The organism is Williamsia sp. SKLECPSW1 (assembly GCF_054332755.1).
Map to the genome: position 1 here is coordinate 701,232 of NZ_JBTGLI010000002.1, position 18,412 is coordinate 719,643.

Consider the following 18,412-nt stretch of genomic DNA (forward strand, 5'->3'; position numbering starts at 1 on the left):
CGCGTCAGTCCCGCGTCAACTTGCGGTGGGTGACGGCGTGCGGACGGGCCGCATCGGGTCCGAGGCGCTCCACCTTGTTCTTCTCGTAGCCCTCGAAGTTGCCCTCGAACCAGAACCACTGCCCCTCGGACACGTTGCCCTCCCACGCGAGGATGTGGGTACAGGTCCGGTCGAGGAACCAGCGGTCGTGCGAGATCACCACGGCGCAGCCGGGGAACGAGTCGAGCGCGTTCTCCAGGGAGCCGAGGGTCTCGACGTCGAGGTCGTTGGTGGGCTCGTCGAGGAGGATCAGGTTGCCGCCCTCCTTCAGTGTCAGAGCCAGATTCAGGCGGTTGCGCTCACCACCGGAGAGGACCTCGGCCTTCTTCTGCTGGTCGGGCCCCTTGAAGCCGAACGCGCTGACGTAGGCACGCGAGGGCATCTCGTTCTGGCCGACCTCGATGTAGTCCAGACCGTCGGACACGACCTCCCAGACGTTCTTCTTCGGGTCGATGTTCGCGCGGTTCTGGTCGACGTAGCTCAGCTTCACGGTCTCGCCGACGCGCACCGTGCCCGAGTCCGGCTCCTCGAGCCCGACGATCGTCTTGAACAGCGTCGTCTTGCCGACGCCGTTGGGGCCGATGACACCGACGATCCCGTTGCGCGGCAACGTGAACGACAGATCCTTGATGAGGACGCGTCCGTCGAAACCCTTGTCGAGGTTCTTGACGTCGACCACCACGTCGCCCAGGCGGGGCGGCGTGGGGATCTGGATCTCCTCGAAATCGAGCTTGCGCATCTTGTCGGCCTCGGCGGCCATCTCGTCGTAGCGGGCCAGGCGGGCCTTGTTCTTGGTCTGGCGGGCCTTCGACCCCGACCGCACCCACTCCAGCTCCTGCTTGAGGCGCCGCTGCAGTTTCTGGTCCTTCTTGCCCTGCACCTCGAGGCGCTCGGCCTTCTTCTCCAGGTAGGTGGAGTAGTTGCCCTCGTAGGGGTGCAGCTTGCCGCGGTCGACCTCGCAGATCCAGCCCGCGACGTGATCGAGGAAGTACCGGTCGTGCGTCACGGCGAGAACGGCGCCGGGGTAGCTCGCGAGGAACTGCTCGAGCCAGAGGACGCTCTCGGCGTCGAGGTGGTTGGTGGGCTCGTCGAGCAGCAGCAGGTCCGGGCTCGAGAGCAGCAGCCGGCACAGCGCGACGCGACGCTTCTCGCCACCGGACAGGTGGGTGACGGGCTCGTCGGCGGGCGGGCAGCGCAGCGCGTCCATCGCCTGCTCGAGCTGTGAGTCGAGATCCCAGGCGTCGGCGTGGTCGAGCTTCTCCTGGAGCTGCCCCATCTCCTCCATCAGCTCGTCGGAGTAGTCGGTGGCCAACTGCTCGGCGATCTGGTTGAAGCGGTCGAGATCGGTCTTGACCTGGCCCAGACCGTCCTCGACGTTCTGCCGGACCGTCTTGTTCTCGTCGAGCTGGGGTTCCTGCATGAGGATGCCGACGGTCGCGTTCGGGTCGAGGAAGGCCTCGCCGTTCGACGGCTGGTCGATGCCGGCCATGATCTTGAGGATCGACGACTTGCCGGCGCCGTTCGGGCCGACGACGCCGATCTTGGCACCCGGGTAGAACGACATCGTGACGTCGTCGAGGATCACCTTGTCGCCGTGCGCCTTCCGCACCTTCTTCATGGTGTAGATGAATTCGGCCATGTCGTGTCCTTCCGTGCGCGGTGGTCGTGCTCACGCGATGTGGTCGAGTGTCTGCCGTCGTCGCTGCGACCGGCGTGCCGCCGGGTGGGCGGCTCGGCGTGCCGATGCGGCAGAGGTCGCCATCAACCTTAGCGGTCGGGCCGTCCGGTTCGACGCGCCCTGACACCCACCTCAGCGGTCGGTGTCGGACCGGTGGGCGTCGGACAGCGGGGCGTCGGGGCGATCGGCCGTCGCGCCGGCCTGCTGCCCGGCGAGTCCGGCGAGCATCGCGTTGTAGTCGGTGAGCTCGGCGTCGTGGTCGCGGTCGGCGCGGCGGTCGATCCGCCGGGCGACGCGCTGGTCGTGGCGCGTCCACTGGATGAACAGGGCGATCAGCACGATGACCAGCGGTACCTCGCCCGCGGCCCAGGCGATCGCGCCGCCGGTCCGTTGGTCGGCAAGCAGATCGGTGTTCCACGGCAGCGCCAGGGTCCGGTACCAGTCGCGGGCGATCACGGTGTTCTGCGACATCAGGATCACGCCGAAGAACGCGTGGAACGGCAGCGCGGCGAACACCATGGCCACCTTGATCAGCGGTTGCACCGACCGCGGCGCCGGGTCGATGCCGATGACCACCCAGTAGAAGAGGTACCCGCTGAGCAGGAAGTGGATGTTCATCAGGATGTGCGCCGAGTGGTACGTCGCGACGGCATCGAGCAGGCCGCTGAGGTACAGGACGTAGAAGCTGCCGACGAACTGCAGGAACGCCACCAACGGATGCGTCAGGAATCGTGACACCGGGCTGTGGACCGCGGCGAGGATCCACTCGCGCGGTCCCGGCGGCGCGGACGCCCCGGCCGGGGACAGGGCGCGCAGGGCCAGCGTCACCGGACCGCCCAGCACCAGCAGCACCGGGATCAGCATCGACATCATCATGTGGGCGATCATGTGGACGCTGAACATCGCCGCGGAGTAGGCACCCAACCCCGACGACGTCGTGACCAGCAGCAACACCGCACCGAGGGTGAACGAGATCGTCCGCCCGACCGGCCAGTCGTCGCCACGACGACGCAGACGGACGACGCCGCGCAGGTACGTCACGCCGAGGACGATCGCGGCGAATCCCAGGATGAGGTCCGGTCGCCAGAAGGTCGAGATCGTCTCGAGCGTCGGCTTGCCGGGCAGGTCGTACCCGAGTTCGACCGCCTGCACCGAGATCGACGCCGTGTCGCGGGCGGGCGGGGGCGTCCGTGCCAAGCCGACGGCGAGGCCGAACGTGGCCGCGAACACGCCGAGTTCGACGAGGGCGAAGCGGATGAACGCTCCCCGGTCGGCCGGATCGGCGGTCAACGCGGTGACGGTTCGCCGTCGGTGCAATGCACCGAGCGCCCCAAGCACGACGAGGGCCAGCACCTTCAGCAGCACCACCCGCCCGTAGGTCGTCGTCGCGAGTTCGTCGAGGTGGACCCGGATGAGGGCGTTGATCACCCCGCTCACGCCGACGACGACGATGCACCACAGCGCGACGCGAGAGAACCGGCGTACCGCCAGCGCGGTGTGTCCGCCGCTCCCGCGGGCGTAGGCGACGACGGCGAACAGTCCACCCATCCACACCGACGCACCGACGATGTGGAGGATGAGGCTGTTGGTGGCCAGATCGTGGTCGCCGCCGGCCGACGAGTGCCCGCTCAGCGCGAGCGGCATCAGGCTGAGCACCGCGATGGCCAGCGCGACGAGGGTGGTCCACCAGCGCAGACCGATCCGGGCGACGATCGCGGCCAGGACCGCGAAGATCGCCGTCCACAGCCACGACCGCGCGTCGGCGACCTGGTCGAGCGCTGTCGCCCACCGATCGGGTGCGAGCGCCTCCGACAGCGGCCGCCCGGACACGTTGGACAGTGACAGCGGGACCATCAGGACCGAGGCAACGGCCCAGACCAGCGCCGCGCCCGCGGTCCACCGCATCGCGCGATATCCGCCGACGTCGAGCACCCCGTCGCGCTGTGGCGGGACGAAGAAGGCGGCGAACAGCGCGGATCCCACCGCGACGGCCGCCGCCACCTCGCCGACGCCCTGGACCGCGGCGATGCCGTAGGTGGTGATCCAGCCCGGATCGGGGATCCCGGCGAGTTCGACGGCCGTCGACGCGGACACCGCGGTCACGATCACCGCGACCGCGACGGTCCCCCACCCCATCGCCCAGGCGACCGCACCCGCCGCACTGCGGCGCAGGTCGAGCCTGTCGGGTGCGAGCGCGGTCATGGCGGCGAGTTTATCCGCGCCGAGGGGACCCTCCCGCCGTGGCGAAGCGCATTCGCGACGGTCGTCGCAGCCGCGAGAGTCCCCGTCGGCCGCGCGAGTGTGGGGTCCTCATCGCGGCGAAGTCCACCGATACACTTGCCGCGCGCCTCCGTAGCTCAGGTGGATAGAGCAAGGGCCTTCTAATCCCTAGGTCGCAGGTTCGAGTCCTGCCGGGGGCACTCCCGCAGCGGTCCCGGTGGAATCACTCCCCGACGCGACCGTCGATCGCCTCGCGGATCAGGTCGGCGTGGCCGTTGTGGCGCGCGTACTCCTCGATCAGATGCACCAGCAACCACCGCAGGCTGACCAGCGCCCCGTCACCGCGGGGCCGCCGCGCGACGACGTCCAGACCGTCCGTCTCGATCGCCCCGTCGACGACACCGTCGGCCTCGGCGACCGCGCCACGCCACAGCGCCCACAGCTCGTCCGGGGTGTCGTCGGCGGCCGAGGTCCAGTCCCAGTCGGGGTCGGCAGCCCAGTCGGCCGACGCCCACGGCTCCGCCCACGGGCGTCCGGCAAGCCGGTGCATCACCCACTGCGTCTCGACGAACGCGAGGTGTTTGAGCATGCCGCCCAACGTCATCGACGACGCCCCGACGGTCGTGGCGAGCCCGGCCTCGTCGAGGCCCTCGCACTTCCAGGCGAAGGTCGCGCGTTGATAGGCCAGGAAGGTCCGCAGGGTGGTGACCTCGTCTGCGGCAAAGGGTGGCTCGTCGCGGCCGGGCACATCGGGGTCGGTCATGCCCGGGAGCCTAGGCACCCGACCTCGTCCGCGCATATGCACCTTGTTGCACTGTGCGTGAGTGCGTATTAGCCTTCGACCATGGCCCTCGAGCACGCGATCATGGTGTCGCTCGCCGAACGCCCCGGGACGGGGTACGAGATCGGCCGTCAGTTCGAGCGCTCGATCGGCTATTTCTGGTCCGCGACGCATCAGCAGATCTATCGGACGCTGAAGAAGCTGCACGCCGACGGTCTCGTCGACATGGAGGACGTCCCGCAGGACGGTCGCCCGGACAAGAAGGTCTACACGTTGTCCGCATCGGGCCGCGATGCGCTGCGCGCGTGGATCTCCGATCCCGCCCCCGTCCCCCGCCTGCGGGACGAGCTGAGTGTGCGACTACGCGCCGCCGAGCACGGCGACCTGTGCGACCTCGTCAGCGAGTTCCGCCGCCACCGCGATGCCCACCACGATCAGCTCACGCTGTACCGGCGCTTCGCCGAGACCGACCTCACCGAGGGGACGGCCACCCACGGACGCCGACTGCATCAGCGCCTCGTCCTGCAGGGCGGCATCCGCGTCGAGGAGGGACTCATCGCATGGTGCGACGAGGTCATCACGGCGCTCGAGGACGAGATCGCGGGAGACCGCGCCGACACCCCACCCATCCACACCGAACACGCGGAGGCATGACGATGACCGACGACTACCCGAACCTGTTCCGGCCGTTGACCATCGGGACCATGACGATCCGCAACCGCATCGTGATGGGCTCGATGCACACCGGACTGGAGGAGCGCTTCTGGGATCGCGGCCGCCTGGCCGCGTACGTCGGCGAACGCGCCCGTGGCGGCGTCGGCCTCATCATCACCGGTGGGATCGCGCCCACCCGCACCGGGCTGCTGCTGCCGTTCGGCGCCAAGATGACCAACCGGTTCGACGTGTGGCGCCACCGCCGCGCGACCGCGGCCGTCCACCAGGCCGGCGGCCACATCGCGATGCAGATCCTGCACGCCGGACGCTACGGCTACACCCCGTTCAAATGGTCGGTGGAGTGGGAGAAGTCCCCCATCCACCCGTTCCGACCGATCAAGATGACCGACGCCATGATCCGTCACGTCATCCGCTCCTACGGTCGCAGCGCGGCCCTCGCCCGGGCCGCCGGGTACGACGCGGTCGAGATCATGGGTGGCGAGGGCTACCTGCTCAACACCTTCCTGTGCCCTCGCACCAACCGCCGCACCGATCGCTGGGGAGGGTCGACCGAGAACCGACAGCGGATCGTCGTGGCGATCGTCGACGAGATCCGCTCACGGGTCGGTGCCGACTACCCGATCATCATGCGGCAGTCGATCGCCGACCTCGTCGAGGGTGGTCAGACCTGGGACGAGATCGCCCTGCTCGCACGCACTCTCGAGGCCCACGGCGTGGACGCCATCAACACCGACATCGGTTGGCACGAGGCGAAGGTCCCGACCATCGCCACCTCTGTCCCTCGGGCGGCGTTCGTGCGCTTCACCGAGCGCCTGCGCGACGAGGTGTCGATCCCACTGATCGCCTCCAACCGCATCAACACCCCCGAGGTCGCCGAGGAGGTCCTCGGCGGCGGTCGCGTCGACGCCGTGTCGATGGCGCGGCCGCTGCTCGCCGATCCCCACCTCCCCGAGAAGGCGCAGGCGGGGCGGGCCGACGAGATCAACACGTGCATCGGTTGCAACCAGGCATGCCTCGATCACGCCTTCGTCGGCAAGAAGGTGTCCTGTCTGGTCAACCCACGCGCGGGTCACGAGACCACACTCGTCCTCTCCCCCACCCGCACCGCCCGACGGGTCGCCGTCATCGGGGCCGGCCCGGCCGGGCTCGCCGCCGCGGTCTCCGCGGCCGAACGCGGCCACCGCGTGACCCTCTTCGAGGCGGGCCCGACCATCGGCGGCCAGTTCTCCATCGCCGCCCGCATCCCGGGCAAGGAGGAGTTCTCCGAGACCATCCGCTACTTCACCCGCCGTCTCGAGGTCCTCGGTGTCACCGTCGCGCTCGACACGCGGGTCGACGCCGAGCGCCTGATCGCCGAGCGATTCGACGACGTCGTCGTCGCCACCGGGGTGACACCGCGCGTGCCGTCGATCCCCGGCATCGACCACCCCTCGGTGATGACCTACGCAGAGGCGGTGCTCGGCGACCGCCCGATCGGTGACCGCGTCGCCGTGATCGGCGCCGGCGGTATCGGATTCGACCTCACCGAATTCCTCACCGTCACCGACTCCCCCACCCTCGACGCCAAGGAATGGGACCAGGAGTGGGGTGTCACCGACGACCTCGACACCCGGGGGTTCGTCACGAAGCCGCGCCCGACGCCTCCCGCCCGGACGGTCTATCTCGTGCAGCGCAAGCCCGGATCGCAGGGGAAGTCGCTCGGCAAGACCACCGGCTGGGTGCACCGCGCGACGGTGAAGATGAAGGGCGTCGAGCAGATCTCGGGTGCTCGCTACGACCGCATCGACGACGCGGGCGTGCACCTGAGCTTTCCCGACTCCGATCGTGACCCGCGTGTCCTCGAGGTGGACACCGTCGTCGTCTGCGCGGGACAGGAATCCGTCCGCGACCTCGTCGACCCGTTGACCGTGGCCGGCATCGCCACCCACGTCATCGGTGGCGCCGACGTCGCCGCCGAGCTCGACGCGAAGCGCGCCATCCGTCAGGGCACCGAGGTCGCCGCGTCCCTGTAGTCCACCGTTACGATCGGCGCCATGGCACTGACCGCACCGTCGCAGTCCAACCGCGCCGTCGTCACGGGCGCCTCGTCCGGCATCGGCGACGCCCTCGCCCGCGAGCTCGCCCGTCGTGGCTACTCGCTGATCCTCGTCGCCCGGCGCGGTGAGATCCTCGAGAAGACCGCCGGTGAGCTGCGCGCGGCGCACGGGGTCGACGTCGAGGTCCGCCCGACCGACCTGTCCGACCCCGCCGCGGTCGAGGTGCTGTGCGCGGAGTTCGCCGACCGGGAGATCGCGCTCCTGTGCAACAACGCCGGCATCGCGACGTTCGGCGCCCTGGTCGACCTCGACGCCGACTACGAGCGCGCGCAGGTCCGGTTGAACGTGGGAGCAGTCCATGACCTCACCCTCGCGGTGCTGCCGCAGATGGTGCGGCGCGGTTCGGGTGGGATCCTCATGGTCGGTTCGGCGGCGGGGAACATGCCGATCCCGAACAACGCGACCTACGCCGCGTCGAAGGCGTTCGTGAACACCTTCAGCGAGTCCGTCCGCGGAGAGGTCGCCTCTGCCGGCGTGCATGTCACGTTGCTCGCACCCGGACCGGTCCGCACCGAGGAGCCGTCGCCCGAGGACGCCAGCATCGTCGACAAGATGGTTCCGGGATTCCTCTGGGACGACAGCGAGGGCGTGGCGCGCCTCAGCTTGGATGCTCTGGCACGCAACAAGATGCGCGTCGTGCCGGGCGCGTTGTCGAAGGCGATGTCGGTGGCCGGCGGGTACACCCCCCGCGCGATCGTCGCCCCCATCGTCGGCGGCTTCTACCGCAAGCTGGGCGGCTGAACGCTACCGGCGGCGCCCGGTCCCGAACAGCGATCGGGTGATCTCGCGGCCGAGTGCACTGCCGGCCGAGCGCATGAAGCTCTTCACGGCCGGGTTGCCCAGGATCTCCTGCACCACACCGGGTTCCGTCTTGCCCGCGGGCGCGGACGCCTCGGGTGCCGGCGACGGCGCGGCGGCCGGTTCCGCGGCGGGTGGCTCCGCGGGCGTGAGGACTTTCGCGTTCAGCTTCTCGTAGGCCGACTCCCGGTCGATGGTCTCCGCGTACTTGGCGTGCAGCGGACTCGCCGTCGCGGCGGCAGTGATGGCCTCGGCGCCGATACCGGCCATCAGCGACCGCGGCGGTCGCACGACGGTCCAGGCGACAGGGGTCGGGGCGCCGCGCTCGGACAGCACGGTCACGATCGCCTCGCCGATCCCCAGTGATGTCAGCGCCTTCTCGAGGTCGTAGGCGGTCGAGGTCGGGTAGGTCTTCACCGTCTTCGACAACGCCTTCTGGTCGTCGGGCGTGAACGCACGCAGCGCGTGCTGGATGCGCGCGCCGAGCTGCGAGAGCACCTGGTTGGGGATGTCCGTGGGCAGCTGCGAGCAGAAGAACACCCCGACACCTTTGGATCGGATCAGTTTCACCGTCTGTTCGACCTGCTCGACGAACGCCTTCGAGGAGTCGGCGAACAGCAGGTGCGCCTCGTCGAAGATGAAGACCAGCTTCGGCTTGTCGGTGTCACCGACCTCGGGGAGGAACCCGAAGAGGTCGGCCAGGATCCACATCAGGAAGGTGGAGAACAGGGCCGGGCGCGCGGCCTGGTCACCGAGCTCGAACAGCGTGATGATCCCCGCGCCGTCGGGTGTGGTGCGCAGCAGGTCGGCGGGGTCGATCTCGGTCTCGCCGAAGAACGTGTCGCCACCGTCGGCCTCGAGGGTGGTCAGGGCGCGGAGGATGACACCGGCCGTCGCCCGCGAGACCCCGCCGAGTTCGGCCAGGTCGGCCTTGCCCTCGTCGCTCGTCAGGTGACCGATGACCGCGCGGAGGTCCTTGAGGTCCAGCAGCGCCAGGCCTCGGGTGTCGGCCCAGTGGAAGATCAGTCGCAGCGTCGACTCCTGGGTGTCGTTGAGACCCAACACCTTGCTGAGCAGGATCGGTCCGAACGAGGTGATGGTCGCCCGGATGGGCACGCCGATTCCCCCGGTCCCCACCGAGACGAACTCGCACGGGCTGCCCGCAGGCGCCCAGTCGTCACCGATCTCGGCGACGCGCTTGCTGACCCGGTCGGAGGCCTCGCCCGGGCGGCTGAGCCCCGAGAGGTCGCCCTTGATGTCGGCCATGACGACCGGCACCCCGGCGGTGGACAGTTGCTCGGCGATCACCTGGAGGGTCTTCGTCTTCCCGGTGCCGGTCGCGCCGGCGACGAGGCCGTGGCGGTTCATCATGGCAAGTGGGATACGCACCTGGGCCCCGGCGTCGACGACACCGTCGACGCTCACAGCGCCGAGCTGCAGCGCCGCACCGTCGACCACGTACCCGGCCGCGATCTCCTGTGCCGCGCCCTGCTGCGATCCCTCAGCCTGCGTCATCGTCCGGACCCCCATCCCTCGTCGTCCCGCCCACTCGAGCCGGGACCAACCCTAACGGCCCGCTAAGGTTGTCGGGTGCAGGACAAACTGGTGTGGATCGACTGCGAGATGACCGGTCTGCGGCTCGGATCCGACAAGCTGATCGAGATCGCCGCGCTGGTCACCGACAGTGACCTCACCATCCTCGGGGACGGTGTCGACGTCGTCATCCACGCCGACGACGCCGATCTCGACGCCATGCCCGACGTGGTCAAGAAGATGCACTCCACATCCGGTCTGACCACCGAGGTGCGGGAGTCGACGGTGACGCTCGCCGACGCCGAGAAGATGGTCCTCGACTACATCCGCGAACACGTCACCTCCTCGGGCGCGGCTCCCCTGGCCGGCAACTCCATCGCCACCGACCGCGGGTTCATCGCCCGCGACATGCCGACGCTCGACGCCTACCTGCACTACCGCATGATCGACGTCAGCTCGATCAAGGAGCTCTCGCGCCGCTGGTACCCGAAGATCTACTTCGGCCAGCCCGAGAAGGGGCTCGCCCACCGTGCCCTGGCCGACATCCGCGAGTCGATCCGCGAGTTGAAGTACTACCGCGAGACCGTCTTCGTCGCTCCTCCCGGACCCGACACCACGGAGATCCAGGAGGTCGTCCGCGGCCTCGGCGACGCGTGAGGGGGCCGACGGGCAAACCGATTGGTCTTGCGGAGGCCGGTGCGGATAGAGTGTGACCCTGGTTCCGGGCGACCGGACCGATGGTGGATGTAGTTCAGTTGGTAGAGCACCAGGTTGTGATCCTGGCTGTCGCGGGTTCGAGTCCCGTCATCCACCCCGACGACGATGGCCCCCTCCGTGCGGAGGGGGCCATCGTCGTGTCAGGGCCGGACGCGGTCACATCACAGCGACCGGGCGATGATCTCCTTCATGATCTCGTTCGTGCCCGCGTAGATCTTCTGCACGCGGGCATCCGCCCACATACGGCCGACGGGGTACTCACTCATGTAGCCGTAGCCGCCGAAGAGCTGCACACACTCGTCGAGCACGGTCATCGCGCGGTCGGTGGTCCACCACTTGGCCATCGCGACGGTCGGGATGTCGAGCTGACCGTCGAGGTGCTTGACGATGCAGTCGTCGACGAAGACGCGGCCGATGCGCGTCTCGGTCGCCGCCTCGGCGAGCTTGAACTTGGTGTTCTGGAAACCGAACACGGGACGCCCGAACGCCTGCCGCTCCTTGGTGTAGCGCAGGGTGTGGTCGATCGCCGCCTCCATGCCGGCGATGGACGCGACGGCGATGATGAGCCGCTCCTGCGGCAGCTGCTGCATCAGCTGGATGAAGCCCTGCCCCTCCTCGGCGCCGAGCAGGTTCGACGTCGGGACGCGGACACCGTCGAAGAACAGTTCGGAGGTGTCCTGACCGCGCTGACCGATCTTGTCCAGGACGCGACCCCGTCGGAATCCCGGACGGTCGCCCTCGACGAGGACCAGCGAGATGCCCTTGGCACCCTCCGAGGTGTTGGTCTTGACCACGACGACGATCAGGTCGGCCTGGGATCCGTTGGTGATGAAGGTCTTCGACCCGTCGATCACGTACTCGTCCCCGTCGCGGACGGCGCGGGTCGTCACGTTCTGCAGGTCCGAGCCCGTGCCCGGCTCGGTCATCGCGATGGCGCCGACGACCTCACCCGACGCCATCTTCGGCAGCCACGTGGTCTTCTGCTCCTCCGAGCCGTAGGCCAGCAGGTAGTGCGCGATGATCCCGTTGTGCAGGGTCACGCCCCACGACGAGTCACCGATCCGGGCCTGCTCCTCGATCAGCACCGACTCGTGCGCGAACGTCCCGCCTCCGCCGCCGTACTCCTCGGGGATGGACATGCACAACAGCCCGAGCTCGCCTGCCTGATTCCACAGGTCCCGGTCGACGTGGTGCTGCTCGATGTACTTGTCGACGTTCGGTGCGACCGACTTCTCCATGAACGCCCGCACCATGCGGCGCAGGTCGTCGAGGTCGTCGGTCATCCAGGGGGAACGAGATGCCATCGGGGGAACTGCCTTTCCTCGGGCGCGTCGCGCCGCTCGAGACGGCCGATCACCCCGGCCATCGTGTCAACGCGGAGCGTAACACTGGCCGATGGCAGCGTGGTGGAGCCGGTCAGTCGTTGCCGCCGGCGTTCCCCTTCTTCCAGACGCTCCACGGGATGTTCCAGTCACCGAGCCCGTCGGTACCGGGAAGGACCGGACCGATCGTGTTCTTCACGATGACGATGTCACCGCGCAGCGCCGTGTTCATGAACCACTCGGCATTGGCGGGGCTGACGTTGAGACATCCGTTGCTGACGTTGGTGTTCCCCTGGTCCCCGAGCGACCACGGCGCGGAGTGCAGATAGATGCCGCTGTAGGACAGCTGGGTGTCGAAGTAGACGGTCTCGCGGTACCCGCCGGGCGAGTTCACCGGGACGCCGTAGGTCGACGAGTCCATGATGATGCTCGGCACACGGTCACCGACGATGTAGGTGCCGGGATTGGTCGGCGAGCTGTCCTTGCCGAACGACACCGGCATGGTGCGGACCACCTTGCCGTCGATCGCCACCGACACCTCCTTGGTGCGATCGTCCCCCGTCGCGACCAGCGCACGGCCGATCGTGAAGTCGAGCGACTTGTCCTGCTGCCCGAACACGCCGTCACCGAGATCGATGCCGTAGGTGTTCACGTCGACGTGGACCTTGGTACCCGGCTTCCAGAAGTTCTCCGGCCGCCAGCGCACCTCGGTGTCACTGAGCCAGTAGAAGGCTCCCTCCACCGGAGGGTCGGTGCGGACGGTGATCGCGTTCTGCGCGGCCTTGCGGTCGGTGATCGGTTCGTCGAACTTGATCGCGACCGGCTGGCCGATGCCGACCGTGGAGTTGTTCTCCGGCAGGAGATATGCGTCGGTGAGGTTGGTCGGCGAGCGCGTGGAGAACGACAGCTGCGTCGCCGACGCACCGGCGATGCCGCGGGCGTCCGCCGAGAGCGTGTAGGTACGGCCGTACCCGAGTGGCTGTGTCGACGTCCACGACGTGTGGTCGGCGTTGTAGGTGCCGGCGACCTCACCCCCCTCGGACGTGGGGATGCGGACGTCGGTGAGGCGCCCCGACTTCGCGGTGACCGTCAGCGGTGCACCCGGTTGGACACCCGCGGCACGGTCGGTCAACGGCTGACCCGCGAAACCCGTCACCGAGATCGCCGGCTTGATGAGATCGTCGAAGCCGACGTTGGTCCCCACCTGGTCGCTGTAGGTCGGCGTGGCCGTCCCCGACGAACACGCCGTCGCGACCACGGTCACCAGGGCGACGAGCGCCACCGACCACGAGAGACGTCGACCCGTACGTCCGAACACCATTGCACTCCCGAATACATCTGTTCACCGACTCGTGCGCGTCGCTGCGCTGCTGCGGCCGCGCATACATCCGCATCACGACCCTCACGCCCGACCCCCTCAGGCAGACACGATCAGTGTACGAGCACTCCGATCACGCCGACGTCACGGCGCGCCCGCACCCACAGACGACATCGGCCCCCGCCCGACCAGATGGTCGTGGCGGGGGCCGATCTCCGGTGCGCCATCAGGGACTCGAACCCCGAACCCGCTGATTAAGAGTCAGCTGCTCTGCCAATTGAGCTAATGGCGCGTGTTGTGACGCGAGAAGAGACATTAACAGGTGGACCCGCGCGTCCGGAAATCCCGTGGTGGCGGGGCGCCGTCGCGGCCTGTCGGGACCAGCGGGCACAGTGGGTTCCGATGCCCGACACGCTTTTCGCCGACGTCTCGTACTTCCAGCCGCCCGTCGACGACACGTATCCGTACCCGATCCTGTCCATCCGATCGAACGACGGGACGTTCCGCGACCCGAACTTCGGCGTGAACTACGCCTGGGTGCGGCGCTCACTGGACTCGGGACGACTCACCGTCGGGATCGTCTACTGCTATGTCCGGCCGAACTGGCAGGAGACGGCGGAGACGATGCGGGATCAGATCCTGCGCAACGGTGGGTTGCACCCCCGTGTGGTCCTCATGCTCGACGTCGAATCCGGTGGCAACCCGCCCGGTGACGGGTCGGACTGGATCAACCGCACGTTCGCCGACCTGGTCGACTTCTGCGGCGGCGACGCCCGCAGGGTCATCGGATACGCGAACGCCGCCGACTTCGCCGGTATGTGGCGCACGCGCCCTCCCGGGCTGCGGGTGATCGGCGCCGGGTACGGGAGCAATCCGAACCTGCCGGGACAGATCGCCCACCAGTACACCGACGGGTCGGGGTGGGGCGGCGGGTTGCCCGAGGGCGCTCCCCCGTTCGGCAACTGCGACATGAACTCCGCCGACGGTCTCACCGCCGAGGGATTCGCGGCGGCGTGTGGCATCGGCGGGCCTCCCTCGTTGAACGAGATCGACGAGGCCGCACGGATCGCCGCGGCGTGGATCGGTCGCCGCCTGACCGTCGGCGAGATCCCCTGCCCCGACGGCGTCGGCCGCTTCGCCGAGTTCGAGCACGCCCACATCTACTGGTCACCGACGATGCCGCGTACCCCCGACGGCCGCATCCACGCGCTCCCGATCCCCCACGACGGGTTGTTCGAGGCGTGGGCCGCGCTCGGGTTCGAACGCGGCCCGCTGGGCTACCCGGCCCGCCCGCATGCCGTCGTCGACGGCGGTGGCGTCCAGGGGTTCGCGGGTGGGGTCCTGTTCCGACAGAACGGATCCCGGGCGGGGCACTGGACACACGGCGCGATCGGTGCACGGTACGCCGAACTGGGAGCGCAGGCGGGTGCACTCGGGTGGCCGACATCCGACGAATACGACGAATACGACGACAGGGGTGGTCGACGCCAGGACTTCGAGCACGCGACGCTGCGGTGGTCGGCGGCCGACGGCGTCACCCAGGACGTCCCGACGCCGTCGTCATCCGCACCGGGCCTGCTCCCGCGTCTGTGTCAGGCGCTGCGACGCCTGCTGACCCGGGCACGTCCGCCGCGGGCCGGCGCGTAGGCGACGCCGCGGGGTCGCCACCGTTCGCCGCGGTCCGTCGTCGGTTCGAGCACCAGGTCGTCGAGCATCGTCTGCAGGACCACCAGCAACTCCATCGACGCGAAGGACGCACCGATACAGCGCCGGGATCCTCCGCCGAACGGGATCCAGTCGGTGAGATCCGGTCTGCGGTCGGCGAATCGACCCGGGTCGAACCGCTTGGGATCGGGCCACACGGACGCGTCCGAGTGGATCAGACCGATCCCCACCATCACCGACTGCCCCCGGCGGACCGTCCAGTCGCCGATCCGGGCCTCGTCGGCGACGACGGTCCGGAACGTCACGTCGATCACCGGCCGTGACCGCTGCACCTCGAGGATCGTCGCCTCGAGGAGTGCGCTGCCACCCGCCTCACGCTCCGCGGCGAGTCGCGACAGCAACCCGGGGTGGCGACGGAGACGCTCGACCGCCCAGGCCAGCGTGGTGGCCGTCGTCTCGTGTCCGGCCGAGAGCATCGTCAACAGTTCGTCGGCGATCTCGTCGCGGGTCATCGGGCTGCCGTCGTCGTAGCGGCTGGCGACCATCATCGACAGGACGTCGTCGCGTGCGTCGAGGTCGTCGGCACGCTGTGCCGCGTCGATCAGTCGACCGACGATCGCGTCGTACTCCCGGCGCAGTCGACGCATCCGCCCCCAGGGACCGCGGTCACCGAGCCACTCGGCGTGGGGCATCGGGACCAGCGCGAGCCATGAGCCCAGTTCCACCAGGCGCGGCAACAGGATCCGCAGCCGGTCGAACTCCGGGCCACTGGCCCCGAACACGGCCCTGATGATGACGTTCAGGGTGATCCGCATCATCGACGGCATCGTCGCGAACTCACGGTCGACCGGCCACGTCGCCATCTCCGCGCGAGCCTCGGTTGTGATCACGTCCGCGTAGGCGCGCAGGCGTCGACCGTGGAACGGCGGCGCGAGCAACTTGCGCTCTCGGCGGTGCCGCTCCCCGGTCAGCGCGAACATCGAGTTCGGCCCCAACACCCGCCCCAGGTTCTGCTCCACGGACTCCAGGACATCGGTCGGAGCCCGGAACACCTCCCGCGCCACCACCGGGTCGGCGACGACGACCGTCGACCCGAACACGGGGATGTCGATGGTGAACGCCGAGCCGTGTCGCGATCGCAGCCACTCCAGGCCGGCCCGGCGATGGGCGATCGCGGCTGCCGCGATCAGCGCACGGGGGACGCGTGGCCGTGGCGGTACGACCGGCAGGCCGGCGCGATCGGTGGTGTCGATGCTCATCGGGACCTCGCTCCTGCGTTCGCGTCGAGCCCCGGCGCCCGGGTCGACAGAGCCGATGGTACGCAGACGTACCACGGGCTCACAAGAGTCGTCACGGACCGCGGAGCGGGGTGCTGCCGATACTCTCGACGCCCATGGACACCGACGCGGTCGCCCCGGGTGGACTCCCGTCGCCGCGGGCGGTGGCGCGCACCGGCGACGTGCGCGGACGCCTGATCGACGCGTTGGCCACGTCCATCGTCGAGCGCGGGTTCCGCGACACGACGGTGGCCGACGTCGTGCGCATCGCGCGGATGTCCCGCCGGACGTTCTACGAGCAGTTCGGCGACAAGGAAGAGTGCTTCGCCGCCATGCTCGCCACCGTGAACCGGGGTCAGATGGACCTGATCTACCGCGCGGTCGACCGCTCCGCCCCCTGGCGGGATCAGGTGCGGGCGGGCATCGAGTCGTGGATCGCGGGCGCGGCCGCCGAGCCGGCGTTGACGCTCAGCTGGATCCGGGATGCCCCGACGCTGCGTGCAGGGGCGCGGGAGGTGGAACGGGCCACGCGGGAGGGCTTCGTCGACCTGGTCGGCGATCTCGCCGACAGCGACGACCTCCGGCGGGAGGGTTTCCGCCCGCCGTCCCGACCGATGGCGGTGCTGCTGGTGGGCGGCCTGCGTGAACTCATCGCCGCTCAGGTCGAGGCGGGCGCGGCACCGGCCGACATCACCGCATGCGCGATCGCGGCGACGATCGCCCTGTTCACCGCTGAGAGCGTGTGAACGGCCTGGTCGCCGTCGACGTCAGCTGACGAGCTTCTTGACGGTGAGGGCGAGAACGAGGACACCCACACCGATCAGCGGGTACTTCACGGCCGGGGTGTTGAGCGTCGCGACCACCCCGTTCTTGGCGTCCTCGGCCAGGCGCTGCGGGTTCGCGCGCTCGGCCAAGGAGTCCAGGGTGGAGGCGAGATCCTCGCGTGCGCGGACGATGTCGCGCTCGATGCTGTCGGGGTCGCGTGCCACGTGTCCTCCATCGTCGTCCCGGGCCGTCGTCGACGATCGGGGCCCGGTGGGTGCTCGGCTCCGACGCGACGGTCGGGGCGCTCTCGGAGCAACCGTAGTTCACCGGGCGCCACGACGGTCATGTCCCTCCGCCCGAGAAGGCCGTCGCGTGTCCTTCTCCCCGCGGCCGCTCGGCTACCGTGTCACGCGTGACGACTCGACGGCTCGCTCCTGGTGACACCGCCCCTGCCTTCACCCTGCCCGACGCGAACGGTGATCCCGTCTCGCTCTCGGACTACTCCGGCCGCAAGGTCGTCGTCTACTTCTATCCCGCGGCGTCCACTCCCGGGTGCACGAAACAGGCCTGCGACTTCCGCGACAACCTGGCCGAGTTGTCGGGCGCCGGGATCGACGTCGTCGGCATCTCCCCCGACAAGCCCGCCAAGCTCGCGAAGTTCCGCGACGAGCAGGGACTGACCTTCCCGCTCCTGTCCGACCCGGACAAGACCGTCCTCACCGAGTGGGGTGCGTTCGGCGAGAAGACGATGTACGGCAAGACCGTCACCGGGGTCATCCGCTCGACCTTCCTCGTCGACGCGGACGGGACCATCGAGGTCGCGCAGTACAACGTCCGCGCGACCGGACACGTCGCCAAGCTGCGCCGCGACATCGCGGTGTGAGTCGACCCGCTCATGGGTGACCCCGCGACGCCCCTGGTCCCCCGCAAGCGGCCGACACAGGAGCGCAGCCGCCGCCGGTTCGAGGCGATGCTCGTCGAGGCGCGCGCGCTGCTCATCGAGGTCGGTTTCGAGTCACTGACCTGCGAGGAGATCGCCGCGCGCGCCGACGTGCCGATCGGGACCCTCTACCAGTACTTCGCGAACAAGTACGTCATCGTCTGCGAGCTCGACCGCCAGGACGCCGTCGGCGTGCAGGAGGCGCTCGCGGCGTTCGGCGAGGAGATCCCGTCGCTCGACTGGCCGCGGCTGCTGGAGAAGTTCCTCGACCACCTCGCCTCGCTGTGGCGCGACGACCCGTCGCGGCGGGCGGTGTGGTTGGCCGTGCAGTCGACACCGGCCACGCGGGCGACCGCGCTCGTGCACGAACGCGCGCTCGCCCAGATGGTGGCGCGGATCATCGCACCGCTCACCCCGAGCCAGCGGGGGCGACGCACGATGATGTCGGAGGTGCTGGTGCACACCGCCTACTCGCTGCTGAGCTTCTCGGTGCAGGACGGCCACGACCACGCCCGGACCGTCGCCGAGCTCAAGCGGATGCTCGCCGGGTACCTCCTGCTCGAGGACACCGAGACCACCTGAGTCCCG

At 69.1% G+C, this 18,412-nt stretch carries 16 protein-coding genes, 3 tRNA genes and 1 pseudogene; 11 read left to right on the forward strand and 9 right to left on the reverse strand.

What is annotated here, in order from left to right; all coding sequences use genetic code 11:
- Positions 1–4 precede the first annotated feature (4 nt).
- Together ettA and ACXVUM_RS19120 are read right to left on the reverse strand one after the other, a co-directional pair.
- A complete protein-coding gene (ettA, locus tag ACXVUM_RS19115) occupies positions 5–1,678 on the reverse strand; it encodes an energy-dependent translational throttle protein EttA (protein ID WP_458523484.1) in 1,674 nt (557 codons plus the stop codon).
- Positions 1,679–1,849: 171 nt separating this feature from the next.
- Positions 1,850–3,919 carry a cytochrome c oxidase assembly protein gene (locus ACXVUM_RS19120; protein ID WP_458523485.1) on the reverse strand — a complete coding sequence of 690 codons (2,070 nt, stop codon included), beginning with the start codon at positions 3,917–3,919 and terminating at the stop codon, positions 1,850–1,852.
- A 144-nt stretch (positions 3,920–4,063) separates the two neighbouring features.
- Here ACXVUM_RS19120 and ACXVUM_RS19125 point away from each other — a divergent pair.
- Positions 4,064–4,137, forward strand: a tRNA-Arg gene (locus tag ACXVUM_RS19125).
- A 23-nt stretch (positions 4,138–4,160) separates the two neighbouring features.
- Here the strand turns inward: ACXVUM_RS19125 and ACXVUM_RS19130 are convergent.
- On the reverse strand, positions 4,161–4,700 hold the full coding sequence (locus ACXVUM_RS19130; RefSeq protein WP_458523486.1) for a DinB family protein: 540 nt from the start codon (positions 4,698–4,700) through the stop codon (positions 4,161–4,163).
- 81 nt (positions 4,701–4,781) lie between these two features.
- Here ACXVUM_RS19130 and ACXVUM_RS19135 point away from each other — a divergent pair, with 81 nt between their 5' ends.
- The 3 genes from ACXVUM_RS19135 to cmrA are packed head-to-tail and all read left to right on the forward strand — an operon-like array spanning position 4,782 to position 8,230.
- A complete protein-coding gene (locus tag ACXVUM_RS19135; RefSeq protein ID WP_458523487.1) occupies positions 4,782–5,372 on the forward strand; it encodes a PadR family transcriptional regulator in 591 nt (196 codons plus the stop codon).
- A 2-nt stretch (positions 5,373–5,374) separates the two neighbouring features.
- Positions 5,375–7,405 (forward strand): FAD-dependent oxidoreductase, encoded by a 2,031-nt coding sequence (locus tag ACXVUM_RS19140; protein ID WP_458523571.1) that lies wholly within the window; start codon positions 5,375–5,377, stop codon positions 7,403–7,405.
- A gap of 21 nt (positions 7,406–7,426) precedes the next feature.
- Entirely contained in the window at positions 7,427–8,230 is an 804-nt protein-coding gene (gene cmrA / locus ACXVUM_RS19145) for a mycolate reductase (RefSeq protein ID WP_458523488.1), read from the forward strand.
- A 3-nt stretch (positions 8,231–8,233) separates the two neighbouring features.
- On the opposite strand, the gene ACXVUM_RS19150 is transcribed toward cmrA, so the two are convergent.
- A complete protein-coding gene (locus ACXVUM_RS19150; protein WP_458523489.1) occupies positions 8,234–9,802 on the reverse strand; it encodes a helicase HerA-like domain-containing protein in 1,569 nt (522 codons plus the stop codon).
- A 75-nt stretch (positions 9,803–9,877) separates the two neighbouring features.
- Here ACXVUM_RS19150 and orn point away from each other — a divergent pair, with 75 nt between their 5' ends.
- Entirely contained in the window at positions 9,878–10,477 is a 600-nt protein-coding gene (orn, locus tag ACXVUM_RS19155) for an oligoribonuclease (protein ID WP_458523490.1), read from the forward strand.
- Positions 10,478–10,560: 83 nt separating this feature from the next.
- Positions 10,561–10,633, forward strand: a tRNA-His gene (locus ACXVUM_RS19160).
- Between the two features lie 65 nt (positions 10,634–10,698).
- Here the strand turns inward: ACXVUM_RS19160 and ACXVUM_RS19165 are convergent.
- The 3 genes from ACXVUM_RS19165 to ACXVUM_RS19175 all read right to left on the reverse strand — a co-directional run bounded on the left by ACXVUM_RS19165 (position 10,699) and on the right by ACXVUM_RS19175 (position 13,469).
- A complete protein-coding gene (locus ACXVUM_RS19165; RefSeq protein ID WP_458523491.1) occupies positions 10,699–11,841 on the reverse strand; it encodes an acyl-CoA dehydrogenase family protein in 1,143 nt (380 codons plus the stop codon).
- A 112-nt stretch (positions 11,842–11,953) separates the two neighbouring features.
- Positions 11,954–13,180, reverse strand: coding sequence for a L,D-transpeptidase (locus tag ACXVUM_RS19170; RefSeq protein WP_458523492.1), 1,227 nt, complete (start codon positions 13,178–13,180; stop codon positions 11,954–11,956).
- A gap of 216 nt (positions 13,181–13,396) precedes the next feature.
- Positions 13,397–13,469 (reverse strand) — tRNA-Lys (locus ACXVUM_RS19175).
- Positions 13,470–13,579: 110 nt separating this feature from the next.
- Here ACXVUM_RS19175 and ACXVUM_RS19180 point away from each other — a divergent pair.
- Together ACXVUM_RS19180 and ACXVUM_RS19185 are read left to right on the forward strand one after the other, a co-directional pair.
- A pseudogene (locus ACXVUM_RS19180) lies at positions 13,580–14,209 on the forward strand (hypothetical protein); the annotation flags it as partial.
- A 6-nt stretch (positions 14,210–14,215) separates the two neighbouring features.
- Entirely contained in the window at positions 14,216–14,824 is a 609-nt protein-coding gene (locus ACXVUM_RS19185) for an LGFP repeat-containing protein (RefSeq protein WP_458523572.1), read from the forward strand.
- Here ACXVUM_RS19185 and ACXVUM_RS19190 read toward each other — a convergent pair.
- A complete protein-coding gene (locus tag ACXVUM_RS19190; protein ID WP_458523493.1) occupies positions 14,770–16,101 on the reverse strand; it encodes a cytochrome P450 in 1,332 nt (443 codons plus the stop codon). The two genes, ACXVUM_RS19185 and ACXVUM_RS19190, sit on opposite strands and share 55 nt — an antisense overlap.
- A gap of 134 nt (positions 16,102–16,235) precedes the next feature.
- Here ACXVUM_RS19190 and ACXVUM_RS19195 point away from each other — a divergent pair, with 134 nt between their 5' ends.
- Complete coding sequence (locus tag ACXVUM_RS19195) at positions 16,236–16,865, forward strand: TetR/AcrR family transcriptional regulator (RefSeq protein WP_458523494.1); 630 nt, start codon at positions 16,236–16,238, stop codon at positions 16,863–16,865.
- 21 nt (positions 16,866–16,886) lie between these two features.
- Here the strand turns inward: ACXVUM_RS19195 and ACXVUM_RS19200 are convergent, their stop codons facing one another.
- Positions 16,887–17,108, reverse strand: coding sequence for a DUF3618 domain-containing protein (locus ACXVUM_RS19200; protein ID WP_458523495.1), 222 nt, complete (start codon positions 17,106–17,108; stop codon positions 16,887–16,889).
- Positions 17,109–17,296: 188 nt separating this feature from the next.
- Between ACXVUM_RS19200 and bcp the strand changes: the two genes are divergently transcribed.
- Complete coding sequence (bcp, locus tag ACXVUM_RS19205) at positions 17,297–17,767, forward strand: thioredoxin-dependent thiol peroxidase (protein WP_458523496.1); 471 nt, start codon at positions 17,297–17,299, stop codon at positions 17,765–17,767.
- 12 nt (positions 17,768–17,779) lie between these two features.
- Complete coding sequence (locus ACXVUM_RS19210) at positions 17,780–18,406, forward strand: TetR/AcrR family transcriptional regulator (protein ID WP_458523497.1); 627 nt, start codon at positions 17,780–17,782, stop codon at positions 18,404–18,406.
- Positions 18,407–18,412 lie beyond the last annotated feature (6 nt).

What these genes read in the sequence shown, in the direction of transcription:
- ettA (WP_458523484.1), bottom strand. Translation starts at nt 1,678, where the DNA reads ATGGCCGAATTCATCTACACCATGAAGAAGGTGCGGAAGGCGCACGGC.
- ACXVUM_RS19120 (WP_458523485.1), bottom strand. Translation starts at nt 3,919, where the DNA reads ATGACCGCGCTCGCACCCGACAGGCTCGACCTGCGCCGCAGTGCGGCG.
- ACXVUM_RS19130 (WP_458523486.1), bottom strand. Translation starts at nt 4,700, where the DNA reads ATGACCGACCCCGATGTGCCCGGCCGCGACGAGCCACCCTTTGCCGCA.
- ACXVUM_RS19135 (WP_458523487.1), top strand. Translation starts at nt 4,782, where the DNA reads ATGGCCCTCGAGCACGCGATCATGGTGTCGCTCGCCGAACGCCCCGGG.
- ACXVUM_RS19140 (WP_458523571.1), top strand. Translation starts at nt 5,375, where the DNA reads ATGACCGACGACTACCCGAACCTGTTCCGGCCGTTGACCATCGGGACC.
- cmrA (WP_458523488.1), top strand. Translation starts at nt 7,427, where the DNA reads ATGGCACTGACCGCACCGTCGCAGTCCAACCGCGCCGTCGTCACGGGC.
- ACXVUM_RS19150 (WP_458523489.1), bottom strand. Translation starts at nt 9,802, where the DNA reads ATGACGCAGGCTGAGGGATCGCAGCAGGGCGCGGCACAGGAGATCGCG.
- ACXVUM_RS19165 (WP_458523491.1), bottom strand. Translation starts at nt 11,841, where the DNA reads ATGGCATCTCGTTCCCCCTGGATGACCGACGACCTCGACGACCTGCGC.
- ACXVUM_RS19170 (WP_458523492.1), bottom strand. Translation starts at nt 13,180, where the DNA reads ATGGTGTTCGGACGTACGGGTCGACGTCTCTCGTGGTCGGTGGCGCTC.
- ACXVUM_RS19190 (WP_458523493.1), bottom strand. Translation starts at nt 16,101, where the DNA reads ATGAGCATCGACACCACCGATCGCGCCGGCCTGCCGGTCGTACCGCCA.
- ACXVUM_RS19195 (WP_458523494.1), top strand. Translation starts at nt 16,236, where the DNA reads ATGGACACCGACGCGGTCGCCCCGGGTGGACTCCCGTCGCCGCGGGCG.
- ACXVUM_RS19210 (WP_458523497.1), top strand. Translation starts at nt 17,780, where the DNA reads ATGGGTGACCCCGCGACGCCCCTGGTCCCCCGCAAGCGGCCGACACAG.